At 64.2% G+C, this 17,157-nt stretch carries 18 protein-coding genes and 1 tRNA gene; 7 read left to right on the top strand and 12 right to left on the bottom strand.

Features of this window, described 5'->3' with window-relative positions:
• Nucleotides 1-67: 67 nt before the first annotated feature.
• The 11 genes from H4P12_RS00340 to H4P12_RS00385 all read right to left on the bottom strand — a co-directional run bounded on the left by H4P12_RS00340 (nucleotide 68) and on the right by H4P12_RS00385 (nucleotide 10,748).
• Entirely contained in the window at nucleotides 68-472 is a 405-nt protein-coding gene (locus H4P12_RS00340; RefSeq protein ID WP_187791619.1) for a cytochrome C-552, read from the bottom strand.
• Nucleotides 473-482: 10 nt separating this feature from the next.
• Entirely contained in the window at nucleotides 483-1,571 is a 1,089-nt protein-coding gene (locus tag H4P12_RS00345) for a sulfite oxidase (protein ID WP_246448755.1), read from the bottom strand.
• Entirely contained in the window at nucleotides 1,571-1,780 is a 210-nt protein-coding gene (locus H4P12_RS18640; RefSeq protein ID WP_246448756.1) for a hypothetical protein, read from the bottom strand. Before H4P12_RS18640 ends, H4P12_RS00345 begins: the two co-directional genes overlap by 1 nt.
• 59 nt (nucleotides 1,781-1,839) lie before the next feature.
• On the bottom strand, nucleotides 1,840-2,823 hold the full coding sequence (pta, locus tag H4P12_RS00350; RefSeq protein WP_187791620.1) for a phosphate acetyltransferase: 984 nt from the start codon (nucleotides 2,821-2,823) through the stop codon (nucleotides 1,840-1,842).
• Nucleotides 2,824-2,989: 166 nt separating this feature from the next.
• Complete coding sequence (locus tag H4P12_RS00355) at nucleotides 2,990-4,006, bottom strand: YeiH family protein (protein ID WP_187791621.1); 1,017 nt, start codon at nucleotides 4,004-4,006, stop codon at nucleotides 2,990-2,992.
• A gap of 108 nt (nucleotides 4,007-4,114) precedes the next feature.
• On the bottom strand, nucleotides 4,115-5,899 hold the full coding sequence (xsc, locus tag H4P12_RS00360) for a sulfoacetaldehyde acetyltransferase (protein WP_187791622.1): 1,785 nt from the start codon (nucleotides 5,897-5,899) through the stop codon (nucleotides 4,115-4,117).
• Between the two features lie 12 nt (nucleotides 5,900-5,911).
• On the bottom strand, nucleotides 5,912-7,303 hold the full coding sequence (locus H4P12_RS00365; protein ID WP_187791623.1) for an NAD(P)/FAD-dependent oxidoreductase: 1,392 nt from the start codon (nucleotides 7,301-7,303) through the stop codon (nucleotides 5,912-5,914).
• A gap of 35 nt (nucleotides 7,304-7,338) precedes the next feature.
• Nucleotides 7,339-7,734, bottom strand: coding sequence for a nuclear transport factor 2 family protein (locus tag H4P12_RS00370; RefSeq protein WP_187791624.1), 396 nt, complete (start codon nucleotides 7,732-7,734; stop codon nucleotides 7,339-7,341).
• 16 nt (nucleotides 7,735-7,750) lie between these two features.
• Nucleotides 7,751-9,091, bottom strand: coding sequence for a TRAP transporter large permease (locus tag H4P12_RS00375; RefSeq protein ID WP_187791625.1), 1,341 nt, complete (start codon nucleotides 9,089-9,091; stop codon nucleotides 7,751-7,753).
• Nucleotides 9,091-9,648, bottom strand: a complete 558-nt coding sequence (locus H4P12_RS00380; RefSeq protein ID WP_187791626.1) for a TRAP transporter small permease — start codon at nucleotides 9,646-9,648, stop codon at nucleotides 9,091-9,093. The genes H4P12_RS00375 and H4P12_RS00380 overlap by 1 nt, the downstream gene beginning before the upstream one ends.
• A gap of 98 nt (nucleotides 9,649-9,746) precedes the next feature.
• Nucleotides 9,747-10,748 carry a TRAP transporter substrate-binding protein gene (locus H4P12_RS00385; RefSeq protein ID WP_187791627.1) on the bottom strand — a complete coding sequence of 334 codons (1,002 nt, stop codon included), beginning with the start codon at nucleotides 10,746-10,748 and terminating at the stop codon, nucleotides 9,747-9,749.
• A 126-nt stretch (nucleotides 10,749-10,874) separates the two neighbouring features.
• On the opposite strand from H4P12_RS00385, the gene pdxR reads away from it, so the two are divergent.
• Nucleotides 10,875-12,344 (top strand): MocR-like pyridoxine biosynthesis transcription factor PdxR, encoded by a 1,470-nt coding sequence (gene pdxR, locus H4P12_RS00390; RefSeq protein ID WP_187791628.1) that lies wholly within the window; start codon nucleotides 10,875-10,877, stop codon nucleotides 12,342-12,344.
• Nucleotides 12,345-12,637: 293 nt separating this feature from the next.
• Here pdxR and H4P12_RS00395 read toward each other — a convergent pair.
• Nucleotides 12,638-12,712, bottom strand: a tRNA-Thr gene (locus H4P12_RS00395).
• Nucleotides 12,713-12,847: 135 nt separating this feature from the next.
• On the opposite strand from H4P12_RS00395, the gene H4P12_RS00400 reads away from it, so the two are divergent.
• From H4P12_RS00400 to H4P12_RS00425, 6 genes are all read left to right on the top strand, one after another.
• Complete coding sequence (locus tag H4P12_RS00400; RefSeq protein ID WP_187791629.1) at nucleotides 12,848-13,030, top strand: hypothetical protein; 183 nt, start codon at nucleotides 12,848-12,850, stop codon at nucleotides 13,028-13,030.
• A complete protein-coding gene (murA, locus tag H4P12_RS00405) occupies nucleotides 13,030-14,301 on the top strand; it encodes a UDP-N-acetylglucosamine 1-carboxyvinyltransferase (RefSeq protein WP_187791630.1) in 1,272 nt (423 codons plus the stop codon). Before H4P12_RS00400 ends, murA begins: the two co-directional genes overlap by 1 nt.
• A gap of 3 nt (nucleotides 14,302-14,304) precedes the next feature.
• A complete protein-coding gene (locus tag H4P12_RS00410) occupies nucleotides 14,305-14,781 on the top strand; it encodes a DUF2948 family protein (protein ID WP_187791631.1) in 477 nt (158 codons plus the stop codon).
• Entirely contained in the window at nucleotides 14,781-15,284 is a 504-nt protein-coding gene (locus tag H4P12_RS00415) for a GNAT family N-acetyltransferase (protein WP_187791632.1), read from the top strand. The genes H4P12_RS00410 and H4P12_RS00415 overlap by 1 nt, the downstream gene beginning before the upstream one ends.
• Nucleotides 15,285-15,362: 78 nt before the next feature.
• Nucleotides 15,363-16,676, top strand: a complete 1,314-nt coding sequence (gene hisD, locus H4P12_RS00420; RefSeq protein ID WP_187791633.1) for a histidinol dehydrogenase — start codon at nucleotides 15,363-15,365, stop codon at nucleotides 16,674-16,676.
• Nucleotides 16,673-17,152 (top strand): UPF0262 family protein, encoded by a 480-nt coding sequence (locus H4P12_RS00425; RefSeq protein WP_187791634.1) that lies wholly within the window; start codon nucleotides 16,673-16,675, stop codon nucleotides 17,150-17,152. Before hisD ends, H4P12_RS00425 begins: the two co-directional genes overlap by 4 nt.
• The last annotated feature ends 5 nt before the right edge of the window (nucleotides 17,153-17,157 follow it).

Here is a 17,157-nt window from a genome sequence, read left to right on the forward strand (position 1 = left end):
ACAAGAAGGGGCTAGGCCGCTATGCGGCCTGCCCTGTCTGTCCCGGAAAGATGTGCCTTGGACAACCCTATCTTTCAGACGAGAACTGCGTTTTGAGATAGGCGAGGATCACGTCCCGCGTTTCCGGATCGGGTTCGAACATGCCCTGCTCCTCGACCATCCATTGCCACAGTTCATCCCATCGGGCATCGGTGATCCGCTGCTGCTTGATGATATCGGTCGAATGACAGGCGACGCACTGGTAATAGGTCTCCTCGGCCCCCGGTGCATCGGGAAGCCCGCCCAGTTCGGCATTGGCGGCGGGCCCGTCCGGGGCCGCCTCCGTCGGCGCGCGCAGGGCCACCATCGGATCGGTCTGCGATATCGTCCCTGCCTGCAAGCTTGCGTCGCGCATCGGGTCCGGCCGGGCCTGCGCATCTGCCGGACCGGCCAGCAACGCAAGGGCGATCACTGCTTTCGTAATGGCACGCATGTCACCCCCCTCACGTCGCGATCAATGCGATGCGGTGCTGCATGTTATTGCCATATCCGCGCGGGTTCCAGCCCGGCGTCGTGACCGGCTGGCTGATCCCCTTCTGGTCGGTCGCCCGCGCCCAGACCTCGTAATACCCCGCCTGAGGCAAGGTGATATTGGCGCGCCAGCGTTGCCAGGCGAAACGGTTCGGCGGCGGGTCCAGTTGCGCTTCCTGCCAGGTCTGCCCGAAATCAACCGAGACATGCATCGCCGCCACATCGCCGTCGCCCGCCCAGGCATGACCGCGCACCTCGGTCGGCGAACCCGATGCGACCTCGGTGCCGGTGCGGGGGAATGTCACCAGCGACTTCACCGGCATTTCGGTCATCACCACCATATCCTCCTCGGGAACCTCTGTGCCCGGCGCAACCGGATAGGCGGGCAAGCGATAAGAATCGCCGGTCATCTTGGCGCCATCGTGTTCGCGGTCGCGAATGGTGATCCGGGTCAGATATTTCTGGCTGACCGATGCCGGATAGCCCGGAATCACCAGCCGCAGGGGAAAGCCGTGCAGTGCCGGGATCTCCTGCCCGTTCATGGCCCAGGCGATCACGCCATCTTCGGCCATCGCCTTTTCGATCGGGACACCGCGCGAGATGACGTCTTTTTCGGTATCGCCCGACAGATGCACGTCATTGCCGTAATGGCCGGTATAGACGGCGCTGTTTCGGACACCCGCCTCGGCCAGCACGTCACGCAGCCGCACGCCGGTCCATTCGGGACAGCCGACTGCGCCCATCGTCCACTGGTTTCCCGACGAGCCGGGATTGAAATAGGCGCGCCCGTTCCCGCCGCATTCCACCACCAGCGCACGCGTGACATTCTCGAAACGGGATTTCAGATCGTCGATGCTCAGCTCCAGCGGCTTGTCCACCTCGCCATCAATGGTCAGGGTCCAGCCTGTGGCGTCGGCATCGAGGGCGCTTTGTGGCACCAGCCCGTTCATGCGCACGAACATATGCTCATAAGGGGTCACATCGGCGTCCAAGAGATAGGCCGGGGTTTCGGCGTTAAGCGGCCGGTCGCTCAGCACGACAAGGCCGTCCTTGTCGACCATCAGATCCTGACCGGTATCCTGGGCAGCGCGACCGGGATCAGCCCATGCGGCAGGTTGCGTTCGAAGGGGATCGTCATGCCAAGCGCCGCCCCAAAGGCCGATGCCCCCGTCGCACGCAGAAATGCACGCCGCCCCCGGTCCGGTCCGGGCTCGGACAGTCCGGTTCCCTCGATTGCGCCGTTCTCAAATGTGTCAGCATTCTCAGACATCTTCAGATTCCCCCTCCTCTGGGCATCAGTTGCGCGGCGAAACTCACCGGCCGGTTTTCCTATCCTGCACCATTTTCGGTCCCAGTGGTCAACGATTGCACCGCGGTGACCGCGCAGGCCGCGACGATATCGCTGACCGAACAGCCGCGGGACAGATCGTTGGCCGGACGGGCAAGACCTTGCAGGATCGGGCCGACTGCGGTCAGGCCACCCAGGCGTTGGGCGATCTTGTAGCCGATGTTGCCCGCCGCCAGATCCGGGAAGATGAACACGTTCGGTCGCCCGGTCAGCCGGCTCTGCGGCGCCTTCTTGGCCCGGATCGCATCATCCAGCGCGGCGTCGAACTGCAACTCACCATCCACTTCCAGATCCGGCTCGGCGGCGCGGATCAGCGCCAGTGCCTCTCGCACCTTGTCGAGGCTGGGGTGATTGGCGGACCCGGCGGTAGAAAAGGACAACAGCGCGACACGGGCCGGTTCGTTCAGCAATTGCTGGCAGGACAGCGCCGCCGAACGCGCAATCGAGGCCAGTTCGTTCGCGTCAGGCTCGACCACCAGACCGCAATCCGCGAAGATCATGCCGCCCTTGATCGGGGTCTGGGAATCGCAGGCCAGCATCAGAAAGAAGCTGCTGACGATGCCGGCCCCCTCGGCGCGGCCGATGATCTGCAACGCGGCCCGCACCGTGTCGGCGGTGGTGGCGACCGCGCCGCCGACGGTGCCGTCCGCCTGACCCAGATGCACGCGCATCGCGGCCTGCCGGATCGGGTCGCGCATGTCCACCAGTGCCTGTTCCGGGGTCAGCCCCCTGGCCTTGCGCATCCCGTGCCAGACCGCTGCCAGCTCTTCCAGATCAGGTGCTTGCGCGGGATCCATCGTCTCGACACCGGGCAGATCCGGCCCGTTCATCAGGGTGATGCGGGCCAGCCCCTCGGCGGTCAGACGGACCGCAGCTTCGGCGATGCGGGGGTCATTGCCTTCGGGCAGGATGATGTGACGCGGGTTCGCGCGGGCCATCTCGAAGATGCGATCAAGAGGTTTCATGGCAACGGACCTTTCTGTTGCTCAATATCGGTATCGGCCGCAGAGGGCTGCACAAGGAGGCCGCACAAGGAGGCCGCACAAGGAGGCCGCACAAGGAGGCCGCACAAGGAGGCCGCACAAGGAGGCCGCACGGCGTGACGGATCGGGTCGGGGTGCGCGGCCTCGGCTATCCCAGCAGGTGCAGACCGGCCACGACGAACACCCCCAGAAACACGGTCTCGGCCACCAGAAGCACGATGGCCCCGCCGCCGACTGCCAGCATCTTCTTCAGCGAGGTCTTGATGCCGACCGCGGCGATCGAGATCAGCAGCGCCCAGCGGGACAGATCGCCGGCCAGATCGGACACTGCCTGCGGGATCAGCCCGAAGCTGTTCAGCGCCGCCAGCACCATGAAGCCGATGACGAAACTCGGCAGCAGCGGCGGCGCCTTGCCGCCCTCGGTATCGGCCAGACCGCGCGCCCGGATCACCAGCGAGAAGCACAAGACCACCGGCGCCAGCATCGACACCCGGATCAGCTTGACCAGCGTCGCCGTCTCGCCGGTTTCCGGACCGATGGAAAAGCCCGCGCCGACCACCTGCGCCACGTCATGAATGGTGCCGCCCAGAAACACCCCGCTGTCGCGCGGGGTAAAGCCAAAGGCGTTCGACAGCATCGGGTAAAGCACCATCGCCACGGTCGACAGCACCGTGACCGACAGCACCGTAAAGACCAGATCGCGCTCGGATTTCTCGTGCTTGGGCAGCACGGCGGCGATGGCCATGGCGGCCGAGGCGCCGCAGATCGCGACCGAGCCGCCGGTCAGCAGCGCGAACCGCCAGCCGCGCCCGACAAAACGCGTCGCCACCAGCGCAAACAGGATGGTCAGGATCACCCCCGCCACCACCAGCGCGATCGACGCGCCGCCCAGTTCCGCCAGCATGTCGACCGAGATCCGCGCGCCCAACAGCGCGACGCCCAGCCGCAGGACGGTGCGGGCGGTGAAGGCGATGCCCGGCGCGGTGCGGGTGCCCTCATCGGCCAGAAAATTCAGCGCCAGTCCCAGGAGCAGCGCCAGCAGCATGGCGGGGGCGCCGTAATGGTCAGAGAGGAACTGCGCCGTCGCCGCGACCAGAACCGAGACGGCAAAGCCCGGAAAGGCGTCGGTCAGCGTATCGCGCGAGGGGATCATGGTGGTCAGCATCGTCATCTCCGGGCTGGTGCGGAAGCTTCCGGCGCGGAGCCGCGCCCGCGCCGAAGGATGGTGATGTGCCGGCCGCCCCGAAAGGCGGCCGGGTCAGGCCCTTGCGTTTCAGGCCGCGGCGCCTTTCTGCGGGCGCATGTCGGAGGCGTCGATGCCGGCCACCGGCACGGGCTTCTTCATCGCGTCGCGGCGGAAGGGTTCGCCCAGCTCCTGGTTCAGCAGCACCTCGATGAAGGTGGTCTCGCCTTTCTTCATCTGCGCCTCGACCGCGTCATGCAGGGCATGGGTCAGTTCCTCGGGCGTGCGCACCTGCACGCCGTTGACGCCGCAGGCTTTCGCGATCCCGGCATAGGTGGTGTCGCGGTCCAGTTCGGTGCCGACGAAGTTGTTGTCATACCACAGCGTCGTGTTGCGCTTTTCGGCGCCCCATTGATAGTTGCGGAAGATGACCATGGTGATCGCCGGCCAGTCCTCGCGCCCGACCGAGACCATCTCGTTCATCGAGATCCCAAAGGCGCCGTCGCCGGCAAAGCCGATGACCGGGGTGTCGGGATTGCCGATCTTGGCGCCCAGGATCGCCGGGAAGCCATAGCCGCAGGGCCCGAACAGGCCCGGCGCCAGATATTTCCGGCCGCCCTCGAAGGTCGGATAGGCATTGCCGATGGCGCAGTTATTGCCGATGTCCGAGGACACGATGGCATCGGCCGGAACCGCCTGCATGATCGCGCGCCAGGCCTGACGCGGCGACATCAGGTCGGCGTCGCGGTTGCGCGCGCCCTCGTTCCATTCGGTGCCGGGATCGTCCTGCTCGTGGTCGAGGCTGGACAGTTCCTGCGCCCAACGCGACTTCGTCGTCGCGATCAGGTCCTTGCGGTCCTTGCGGCCGGCATCGCCCGCGCCGTCCGACAGCTGCGCCAGAATCCCGCGCGCCACCTTGCCGGCATCGCCCTGAATACCCACGGTCACCTTCTTGGTCAGCCCGATCCGGTCGGCATTGATGTCGACCTGAATGATCTTCGCCTCCTTCGGCCAATAGTCGATGCCGTAGCCCGGCAGGGTCGAGAACGGGTTCAGGCGGGTGCCGAGTGCCAAGACCACATCGGCCTTCTGGATCAGTTCCATCGCCGCTTTCGAGCCGTTATAGCCCAAGGGGCCGACGGCCAGCGGATGGCTGCCGGGGAAGCTGTCATTGTGCTGGTAGTTCGAGGCGACCGGCGCATCCAGACGCTCGGCCAGTTTGGCCACATCCGGAATCGCCCCGGAGAGAACCACGCCGGCGCCCGAGAGGATGACCGGGAACTTCGCTTCCGAAAGCAGCTTCGCCGCCTCGGCCACGGCCTCCTCGCCACCCGCCGGGCGCTCGAAGGCAACGATCTGCGGCAGATCGACGTCGATCACCTGGGTCCACATGTCGCGCGGGATGTTGATCTGGGCCGGGGCCGAATTGCGCCAGGCCTGCATGATCACCCGGTTCAGCACCTCGGGGATGCGGGACGGGTCGCGGACCTCTTCCTGATAGCAGACAGAGTCGGCAAAGAGCCGCATCTGCTCCATTTCCTGGAAGCCGCCCTGGCCGATGGTCTTGTTGGCCGCCTGCGGGGTGACCAGCAGCAGCGGCGTGTGGTTCCAATAGGCGGTCTTGATCGGGGTCACAAAGCCGGTCACGCCCGGCCCGTTCTGGGCGATCGCCATCGACATCTTGCCGGTCGAGCGGGTGAAGCCATCGGCCATCAGCCCGGCATTGGTTTCATGCGCGGTATCCCAGAAGGTGATCCCGGCCTTCGGAAACAGGTCCGACACCGGCATCATCGCCGAGCCGATAATGCCAAAGGCATGCTCGATCCCGTGCATCTGCAGGACTTTGACGAAGGCTTCTTCGGTGGTCATTTTCATCGGCGTCGCTCCTTATTTGCGTTCGTCGCGGTAATGGTAAAGGTGGTAGAGGCCCCATTGGCCCAGCCGCCGGAAGGGGGTTTTCCAGCCCTCATGCGGCAATTCGGTGTTGAAGATCGGCAGGTCCGGCACCGCCTCGCCCGCCACAAGCTGGGCCATGCGGCGACCGGCCATCGCCGAATACATGACCCCGTTGCCGCCATAGCCCAGGGCATAGAACGCCCCCGGCATGTCGGGCAGCCCGGTGATACGGGGCATCATGTCATGGCTGACATCGACCCAGCCCCACCAGCTGTAATCCAGATCGACCCCACGCAGGGCCGGGAACTTGCGGGCCATGCCTTCGCGCAGCGCGTTGAGATGCGCCGGATTGGCGGCGTCGCGGCCGGTGATCGCCGCGCGCGAGCCGATCTGCAACCGGTTGTCGGGCAGCAGGCGATAGTAATGGCGCAGCGTCCGCGTGTCGGTCAGCGGCGAGCGTTTCTTGACGCCGATCTCGGCCAGTTCGTCATCGCTCAGCACGCGGGTGACGATGCTGTTCGACATGATCGGCATCAGCCGGTCGCGGACCCGCGGGTTCAGCCCGCGCGGGGCATAGGCGGCGGTGGCGACGGCCACGCGCTTGGCGCGGACGGTGCCGCCGGGGGTGCGCAGAAGATGCGCGCCATTGCGGTATTCCCAGGTCTGGACCGGGCTGTCGGTATGGACCTTCGCGCCCAGCGAACGGGCAAGCTTGAGATAGCCGAAAGCCAGCTTCGCCGCGTGGATGCCGACCCCGTCCGCCTCCCACATGGCGCCATGGGCCTCCATGTCGCGGACGACGGTGTCGTGCAACTCGTCGCGCGACAGCATCCGGGCGTCATAGCCGAAGGTGTCGCGCAGAAGCTTCGCCTCGGCCTCCAGCGTCGGCATGACCGACGCCTTGTGGGCGATGTAGTAATGGCCGCCGTCCTGCGGGTCGCAGTCGATATGGGGATCGCGGATCAGGTCGCGGAACAGCGCAAAGGCCTCGGCCACCTCGGCATGCAGGCCCTTGGCCACGTCGAGGCCCCAGCGTTCGATCCACTGGCTGCGCTTCAGGCGCCCCGAACTGATCTGCGCCTGACCGCCATTGCGGGTCGAGCAGCCATAGGCGACGCCATTCGCCTCCAGCACCACCGCCTTGATGCCGTGCATTTTCGCCAGATGGATGGCGCAGGAAAGGCCGGTATAGCCCGAACCGATCACCACCACATCGGCATCCATGTCGGCGGTGACCGGGCCGTCATCCTCGGGGGCAGGACCGGCGGTCCCGATCCAGTAGGTCGGGGCATAGTCGCTGCCCGGCCCGAGGCTGCGGGCCTTCATCGGATCGTAGAAGGGATCGAAGGGAACCGATCCTGGGCGTTTGTCGATCACCTGCATGGCAACCTCACTTGGCTCACTTTGCTCACTTGGGCTCACTTGGCGGGGATGGCGGGGCGCTGTTTGCGGATCGCCTGTTTCTCGACGATCTTGCCGTCACGGATGCGGAACAGGTCGGCGCCCTGAACCTCGGTGCGGGTGCCGTCGGGATTGGTGGCGCGGAAGGTCCACTGGCTGACCCCGCGCGAGCCGTCCTCGGACATGAAATGCTCATGCTCGGCCCATTGCACGTCGGGCATCGAGGTCCAGACGTTGACGAAGGCCTTGGCGATGGCATCCTTGCCGTCGATCCGGTTGCCGTATTCATTGTCGCCCGCGACGGTGAAGAACACGCAGTCATCGGCGAAATGGGTCATCACGGCGTCGATGTCGTGGCGGTTGAAGGCGTCGAAAGTGTCCTTCAGATCCTGTGCGGTCAGCTTGTTCGACATGGGGATGGTCCTTTCCTTAGTAGCCCATCAGCCGGGGCAGCCACAGGGCGATTTCCGGGAAGATGGCGATGATGAAGATGGCGCAGACAGAGGCGGCGGCGAAGGGCAGGGCCCGCAGACTGATCCGCTCGATCGAGACGCCCGAGATGCCCGAGGCGATGAACAGGTTCTCGCCCAGAGGCGGGGTCTGGAAGCCCACCGACAGGGTGCAGATCATGACGATGCCGAAATGGATCGGGTCGATCCCCATCATGTAGGCGACGGGCAGCATCACCGGCACGAGGATCATGATCGCAGCGAGGGTTTCCATGAACATGCCGACGATCAGCAGCATCCCGATGACCAGCGCCCAGATGATGTAGAGGTTGTCGGTCAGGCTGAGGATGCCGCCGGCGATCACGCCGGGGACGTTGTTCTCGACCAGGATCCGGCCGAAGATCGTGGCGGCGAACAGCACCAGCAGCACGCGACCGGCCAGCCATGTGGTGGTGTCCAGCGACTTGACCACCTCGGTCACGTCCAGTTCGCGATAGATGAAGATGCCGACGAACAGGGTATAGAAGATCGCGACAATGGCGGCCTCGGTCGGGGTGAAGGCGCCGGAATAGATGCCGCCAAGGATCACCACCGGGGCCAGCAGCGCCCAGAAGCCCTTGTAGCAGGCGCAAGCGATCTTGTGCAGCGACAGGGGTTCGTCCGAGCCGTGGAAGCCGCGCGCCCGGCAGCGGATGTAGTTCATGATCAAGAGGCCGCCCGCCATCACCACGCCGGGCAGGAAACCGGCGATGAACAGCTTCGAGATCGAAACCGACTGGAACGGGCCATAGGTTTCGACCGCCTGCGGATCGGGCGCGATGCCCATGGCCGAGATGCCATAGATGACCATCGGGATCGAGGGCGGGATGATGATGCCCAGACCCCCGGCGGCGGCGGTGACGGATGCGGCATAGCCCGCGCCGTAATTCTGGCGCACCATGGCCGGGATCATCAGCATCCCCACGGCGGCGGTGGTGGCTGGGCCCGAGCCCGATATCGCGCCGAAGAACAGGCAGGCGATGATGGTCGCGGCGGACAACCCGCCGGTGAACGGGCCGGCCAGGCTTTCGGCAACGGCGATCAGCCGGCGGGACAGGCCCGCGGCCTCCATCAGCGCACCGGCAAGGATGAAGGCGGGAAGCGCCATCAGCGGGAACGACCCCACCGAAGACCACGCCATCTGCACCATCTTGATCGGGTTGTCGCCCAGATACAGCATCGCGGCCAGCGCCGAGACGCCAAGCGCCACGGTGATCGGCGCGCCAAGGATCATCAGCGCGAAGAACGAGCCGAAGAGGATTTCGATCAGCAGGCTGTCCATCAGTGGTTCCTCCGGTCATAGGCGCGTTGTTCGTCTTCGGCCAGTTCAAGCACGGCCTCGACGGTGACCTTGTCGGGATCGGCCGGGTCGACGCCACGGACCAGTTTCAGATAGTTCACCTGGATGATGCGGATGGTCATCAGCGCGAAGGCGATGGGCAGCGCCAGATAGACGTAGCGCATCTCCCAGCCGAGGGTCTGCGCCTTGACGAAGGGTTTCAGACGGCTGATGAACTCGATCGCATACCAGATGAAGACAAGGTTGAAGACGATCCAGAAGGCGTCGCCGATGGCCTCGACGATGCGGGCCGTCTTGCGGGGCATCATATTCAGATGGAAGGTGACGCGGTTATGCGCGGCCATCCGGGCGGCGTAGGACGCGCCGAAATAGGCGAACCAGACGAACAGGATGACGGAAAGTTCCTCGATCCAGGTGATCGAGAATCCGAAGATCTGGCGGGCAACGATCTGCACGAACAGCAGTGACACGAACACGGCCAGCAGGATTCGGCACAGATGGCTTTCGAACTTGTCCATGAAGGACCAGAAAGCGGACATGGCGGACCTCCGGGTCTGAGGGCTTGCGAGAAAGGCGGAAGGGCGGGAAAAAGTGGCGCACGGGAACCGCGCCCCGCGCGCCAGTCGGGGAGGGACCTTTACGGCGCCGCCGGACGGCCCAGCGAGGTCAGGACGTTGTCCAGAACCTCCTTGCCGCCGATCTGGTCATAGAATTTCGGCCAGACCGCCGCCGTCGCCAGATCAATGAATTCCTTTTCGCCATCGGCGGGCTCGGTGATCTCCATCCCGCGCGCGACCAGTTCATCGCGGATCTTGGCCTCTTCGGTGCGCAGGAACTCGGCCGAGGCCTTGGTCGCGGCTTCGCCCGCGGCCAGCACCTGCTGCTGTTCTTCCTCGCTGAGATCGGCGAATACCGCCTCGGATACGATCAGCGGCTCGATCGAGAACAGATAGCGCAGGTTGGTGATGTATTTCTGAACCTCGTCGAACTTCATCGCATAGACGGTCATGTAGGGATTGTCCTGACCGTCCACGACCTTCTGCTGAAGCGCGGCGAAGGTTTCGTTCCACGACATCGGCGTCGGGTTGATGCCCCAGCTTTTGTAGGTCTCGATCATGATTTCGTTCTTCGGCACCCGGATGACCAGACCCTTCAGATCGGCCACGGTCGAGACCGGTTTTTTCGAGTTGGTCAGCACGCGGAACCCCGAATAGCCCCAGCCGATGATGCGCACGCCGGTATCTTCAATGGTCTGCTCGATCATCTGCTGGCCGATCTCGCCCTGGGTGATCTTTTCCGCATCCTCCAGCGACAAGATCACATAGGGCAACGTCAGGGTGCCGACCGTGGGCGAATAAGGCGTGATGTTGTTGATGGCCAGGATCGAGAAATCCAGCGTCCCGGTGGCGGCGGCGGTGACGGTGTCTTCCTCGCTGCCCAGTTGGCCGTTCAGGAACAGCTTGCCGGTCATCTCGCCGCCGGACTGTTCGGCCAGTGCGGCGGTAAAGGCGTTGCCCAGCGCCTCTTGCGTGCCGCCCGCGCCATCGCCGACGGCGATGCGGTATTCCTTGGCGGCGACCGGCAGCGCCAGTGCAAGCACCGCCACGGTCGAGGTCAGAAAGCGTGTGATGATGGTCATGGTTTTTCCCCGTGGTTATGTAATGGAACGCCGCACTTTGGCGCGGTCTTTTTCTGCGCCGAGTTGTTGCAGGAAAGCTTCCCTTGGGGTATGTCCAGATCGAGAGGAAATTAGGTCCAGTTTGCCATGAGCGCCCGGATCTCGCCGGACACCATCTTCCTGCGCACCGATGAGGCGCCGACCCTGCAGGGCCAGTTGGCGGCGGCGGTGGTGCGGGCGATTCTGGAAAGCCGCGCCCGGCCCGGAACGCGGTTGCCCTCCAGCCGCAAGCTGGCCACCGCCCTGGGTCTGTCGCGGATGACGGTCACGCTGGTCTATCAGGAACTGATCAGCCAGGGCTATCTGACCACCGCGCCGCGATCGGGCATATCGGTCGCCGAAACCGTGCCGCACGGGCGGCTGCGCGCCGCGCGCCCGGTGGGACAGTCGCGCCGGCCGCCCGACTGGCAGAAGTGGATGGGGGATCATCGACGACCCAGCAGGGTGATCCGCAAGCCCGCGGACTGGCGCAATTACCGGTATCCGTTCATCTACGGACAGGCGGATCCGGCGCTGTTCGATCATAATGCGTGGCGCGATTGCGCGCGGCGCGCCCTGGGAACACGCGATTTCGCCGAACTGGCTGCCGACCGTTATGGCGCCGACGACGCCCTGCTGGTCGATTACATCTGTTCCAACACGCTGCCCCGCCGCGGCATCCATGCCCGCAGCGACGAGGTGCTGGTGACCCTGGGGGCGCAGAACGCCCTGTATCTGGCGATCGAACTGCTGTCCCGCGCCGACCGGCTGGCCGTCACCGAAGAGCCCGGCTATCCCGATTTTGCCGAAACCCTGCGGCGGGCGCAAAGCCCGACCATCTTTCAGCCGGTGGACGACAAGGGCCTCGATCCGACGATTCTGCCCGTCAACACCCGGCTGGTGATCGTCACGCCCAGCCATCACATCCCGACCGGCGTCACCATGCCATTGCCGCGCCGGCACGAATTGATCGCCCGCGCATCGGCCAGCGATTTCCTGATCATCGAGGACGATTATGATTTCGAGATGAGCTATCTGTCGCCGCCCGCCCCGGCGTTGAAATCGCTGGATCTGGACGGGCGGGTCATCTATCTGGGCAGCTTTTCCAAATCCCTGTTTCCGGGCCTGCGGATCGGCTACATGGTCGGGCCGACCGAGTTGATCGAACAGGCGCGCACCTTGCGCGGCTTCATGTTGCGCCACCCACCCAGCCATCTGCAACGGATCACCGCCTATTTTCTGGCGCTTGGGCATTATGACGCGCATATCCTGCGGCTGCGCGAAACGCTGCGGCGAAGACGCGGGGCGATCGAACAGGCGTTGCAGGGGACCCGGTTGCAGATCGCGGGCGCGCCCGCTGCCGGCGGCTCCAGCATCTGGGTGCGCGGACCGGACGGCACCGACAGCACGGCGCTGGCGCTGGCCCTGCGCGAGGATGGCGTGCTGATCGAACCGGGCGCGGTCTTCTTTGAGGATCCGCCCGATCCCTGTCCCTATTTCCGCCTCGGCTACGGCTCTATCGCCGAAGACAGGATCGCCCCCGGCATCCGCCTGATCGCCGAACGCGCCGGGCGTTGAGCCGACCGGGCCGCCCACGGTCGCCCCCGGCTTTTCGGCTGCGCCGGTCGCGGCTTCGGAAAAGGCCGGGACAGGTCGCAATCCGCCGATGATCGCGGCTAGGCGTCTTTTGGCGAATGCGAGAGCGGCCTGCTGCGGGTGACCGCTGCGATGGTCCGCAAGGCGGTCAACGTATTCCCGATTGCTGCGCCGTTTGGTGGCTTTGCGTCCATCTGAACGCCCAGCGACTTCCTGGGCGCAGCAAAATCGATGGCTTGTGCCGCCAATCTATCAGAGTATTCATAAGCTTAAGATGGTGCTGTGAGAGAGGATTGAACTCTCGACCTCTCCCTTACCAAGGGAGTGCTCTACCACTGAGCTACCACAGCGCCGGTGGAGGGGCGTTTAGACAAACATCGCGCGGCGCGCAAGGGGGTCGTGACAATTTCCCTCATTTCGCTGAAACACGCGTTTGCGTGGCAGCATTGCTGGACTGTCAATGCGTCCGACGCTAACAGGATTGAATGAGCGAACGATCCGGTGACAAGAAAAAAGCGGAATCGCGCGAGGACAGGCTGCGTGCCGCCTTGCGTGCGAATCTGCAGCGCCGTAAGGCGCAGGCACGCGCACGCGCTGATAAGCCGGATCAGGATAATGACGCGGGCAGCGATACAGCGGGCAGCGATACAGGCGGAGACGAAAGCTGATGGACCAGATCATTGTGCAGGGCAACGGCCCGCTGAAGGGTGAAATTCCGATCGCGGGTGCAAAGAACGCCTGCCTGACGCTGATGCCTGCGACGCTGCTGACTGATCAACCGTTGACGCTGACCAATGCTCCGCGTCTGTCGGATATCCGCACAATGACCTCTTTGCTGCAAAGTCTGGGCGCCGAGGTGGCGCCCCTGCAAGAGGGGCAGGTGCTGGCCATGTCCAGCCATGCCCTGACCAGTCAGCACGCAGATTACGAGATCGTGCGCAAGATGCGTGCCTCGATCCTGGTTCTGGGGCCGTTGCTGGCGCGTTACGGCCATGCTGAAGTGTCGCTTCCGGGTGGCTGCGCGATTGGCGCACGACCCGTTGATTTCCATTTGCGCGCGTTCGAGGCGATGGGCGCTGAACTGGATTTGCGCGATGGTTACGTGCGGGCCAAGGCCCCGGCGGGCGGGCTGAAAGGCGCCGTCGTTGATTTTCCGGTCGTGTCCGTTGGTGCGACCGAAAACGCGTTGCTGGCGGCGACACTGGCAAAGGGCACCACTGTCCTGAAGAACGCCGCGCGTGAGCCAGAGATCGTTGATCTGGCCCAATGTTTGCGCCGTATGGGTGCGCAGATCGAAGGTGAGGGGACCAGCACGATCACCATTCAGGGCGTCGAAACCCTGAACGGGGCGACGCATCCCGTTGTCACCGACCGGATCGAGCTTGGCACCTATATGCTGGCCCCCGCCATGTGCGGCGGTGAAGTTGAGTGCTTGGGCGGTCGCATCGACCTGTTGGCTGCTTTCTGCGAAAAGCTGCACGAGGCAGGGATCAGCGTCGAAGAAACCGCCCGCGGGCTGAAGGTCAGCCGCAAGGATGGCCCGGTCAAGGCGGTCAACGTCGTCACCAAGCCTTTCCCCGGCTTTCCCACCGATTTGCAGGCCCAGTTCATGGCGCTGATGTGTGTGGCCGAAGGCACCAGCGTCCTGGAAGAAACGATTTTCGAGAATCGCTTCATGCACGCGCCGGAACTGATCCGCATGGGCGCCAATATCGAGGTGCATGGGGGTCATGCGACGGTGACGGGCGTTGAAAACCTGCGCGGTGCGCCGGTCATGGCGACGGACCTGCGCGCTTCGGTCAGTTTGATCCTGGCCGGGATGGCGGCAGAAGGACAAACCACGGTCAGCCGGGTCTATCATCTGGACCGCGGGTATGAACATGTCGTGCGCAAATTGCGCGGTGTTGGTGCCGATATCGAACGTATCAAAGAGGAGTAAATCATGGTCGAAGACGCCCGTTTTGCCGATGCCGATCCACGCCCCCTTGCGTTGAAGGCCGAGGACCCGGACGATCTTCGGGTGATTTCCGCCTTGTTGCAGGATGCGATTCTGCCAGCGTCCGAGATTTCCTATGATGCCAAGGGCCGCCGGCTGGCCCTGCTGATCAATCGCTTCCGTTGGGAGGACGCCGATACGGCGCGGGCCGAAGGGCGTGCGTTCGAGCGCGTGCGTTCTGTTCTGGTCATCAGCGATGTGATGAAGCTGGCCAGCGACGGCGTTGATCGCGACGCCGATACGGTTCTGGAGCTGCTGGCGCTTGGCTGGAACGCAGGACCGGATGGCACCGGGCAACTGGCGCTGGAATTTGCGGGCGACGGCACGCTGGTTGCCAATGTCGAATGTATCAATCTGGATCTGCGCGACGTGACGCAGCCCTATCTGGCTGTGTCCGGCAAGGCGCCTTCGCACCCTGATTGATGGTGCAAATCTGGCAGCTAGGCCCTGATCGCGCGGCGGAATGGCGCGATATCCGACTGGCCGCCCTGCGCCTTGCGCCAGAGGCGTTTGACGCAGAACTGTCCGATTGGCAGGATCGCCCCTTGATCGATTTTGCCGACCGGCTGGCTGAACTGCCAACCTTTGCGGCGGGCGATACGCGGGGCACGCCGTTGGCCGTTGCTTCCTGGGGGGCAGGTCTGGATGACCGCGACCCCGACAGGGGCTGGCTGTTTGCCGTCTTCTGTCTGCCACAAGCCCGGGGAAGGGGTTATGCGCGGGCCGCAATCAAGGCGGTCATGGGCGATGCGCTGCAACAGGGCGCGACGTCTATGGGATTGAACGTGGTTGCGTCGAATCTGTCTGCGCAACGGCTGTATCATCGCCTTGGCTTTCGCCCGACCAACCGGCAGGGCGTCACCAATGCCCGTGGCGCCCCGGAAATCGAGATGATCCTGTCGCCGCTTTCTGCCCCGCTATGGTAACACCGCCTTGAGGCTGATCCCCGCAATCGCTAACAAGACGTGATGCAGCCGCCGTCGCTGCCCTGCGCGAGGAAGAACATGCCGGTCAAGCTGAACAGCCGCGATGCCGATTTCGAGGCCCACTTTGTCGACATGCTGTCGGCCAAGCGCGAAGATTCCGCCGATGTGAATGAGGTCGTGACGGGGATCATCGCGGATGTGCGCGGGCGTGGTGATACAGCCCTGTCCGAGTTGACGGCGAAATTTGACGGCATGGACCTGACTGCCGATCAATTGCGCTTCTCGAAGCAGGAGATTGCGGCCGAAACCGCCAAAGTCTCGGCCGAGGATCGGGCGGCGCTTGCTTTGGCCGCCGAACGGATCCGCGCCTATCACGCCCGGCAGATGCCCGAAGATATGAACTGGACCGACCCGGACGGTGCGACCCTTGGCTGGCGCTGGTCGGCCGTGTCGGCTGCGGGCTTGTATGTGCCGGGCGGGCAGGCGGCTTATCCCTCAAGCGTGCTGATGAACGCCATTCCGGCGCGGGTTGCAGGGGTTGAGCGTCTGGTGATCTGCGTTCCGACGCCCAACGGGATCGTCAACCCGTTGGTGTTGCTGGCCGCGCAACTGGCCGGGGTCGAGGAAATCTATCGCATCGGTGGTGCGCAAGCGATTGCGGCCATGGCCTATGGCACTGACACGATCGCGCCGGTGGACAAGATCACCGGGCCGGGCAATGCTTATGTCGCTGCCGCCAAACGGCAGGTCTTTGGCCGGGTTGGGATCGACATGATCGCCGGGCCGTCCGAGGTGCTGGTGATCGCCGAAGGGGATCAGAACCCCGATTGGCTTGCATGGGATTTGTTGGCGCAAGCGGAACATGATGCCGATGCCCAGTCGATCCTGATCACCACGGACGAGGGATTGGCGAATGCCGTTGCGGGCGCGGTCGATCGTATTCTGCCAACACTGCCGCGTGCCCAGATTGCGGGCGCAAGCTGGCGTGATTACGGCACAATCATTGTGGTCCGCGATCTGGATGAAGCGGCCCGGTTGTCAAACCGCATCGCCCCCGAGCATCTGGAACTTTGCGTGGACGATCCCGAAGGTCTGGCCAAGAAATGTCGCCATGCCGGTGCGATTTTCCTTGGGGCCTATACCCCGGAGGCCGTGGGCGATTACGTCAGTGGTCCGAACCACGTTTTGCCAACTGCCCGCTCGGCCCGCTTTTCATCGGGTTTGTCGGTGCTGGATTTCCTGAAACGCACCACGATGGCCCGCCTGACGCCCGGTGCATTGGCCGCGATTGGACCGGCTGCGGTTCGTTTGGCCGCGTCCGAAGGCTTGCAGGCGCATGGCGCATCGGTGAATGCACGTCTGGCGACGTTGAATGAAAGAGAGGCTGGATGAGCCGTATCACCCGCATTGCAATCGACGATTCCGCAATTCCGCCCGCCACCCCCCAGATGGAGCAAGAGCGCCGCGTGGCGGTGTTCGATCTGATCGAAGATAACAGTTTCACGGTCCCGGGTCGTGACGATCAGCCGATGATGGCGGGGCCCTACGCTTTGGATCTGGCGATCCGCGAAGGACGGCTGGTGTTCGACGTGCAGACCGAAAACGGCGAAAAAGTGGCAGAGTTTCATCTGTCGCTGGGCCCGTTCCGGCAGGTCGTGAAGGATTACTTTCAGATCTGCGAAAGCTATTTCGACGCAGTAAAGCGCTTGCCACCCGCCCAGATCGAAGCGATCGACATGGCACGACGTGGCATTCACAACGAAGGGGCGCGGACGCTGCAAGAACGGCTTGAGGGGAAGGTCGAGCTGGATATCGACACGGCAAGACGGCTGTTCACCTTGATTTGCGCGCTTATCCCGCAGGCCTGATCCGA

Origin of the sequence: Paracoccus amoyensis (genome assembly GCF_014490725.1) — a bacterium.
Taxonomy (GTDB): Bacteria; Pseudomonadota; Alphaproteobacteria; order Rhodobacterales; family Rhodobacteraceae; genus Paracoccus; species Paracoccus amoyensis.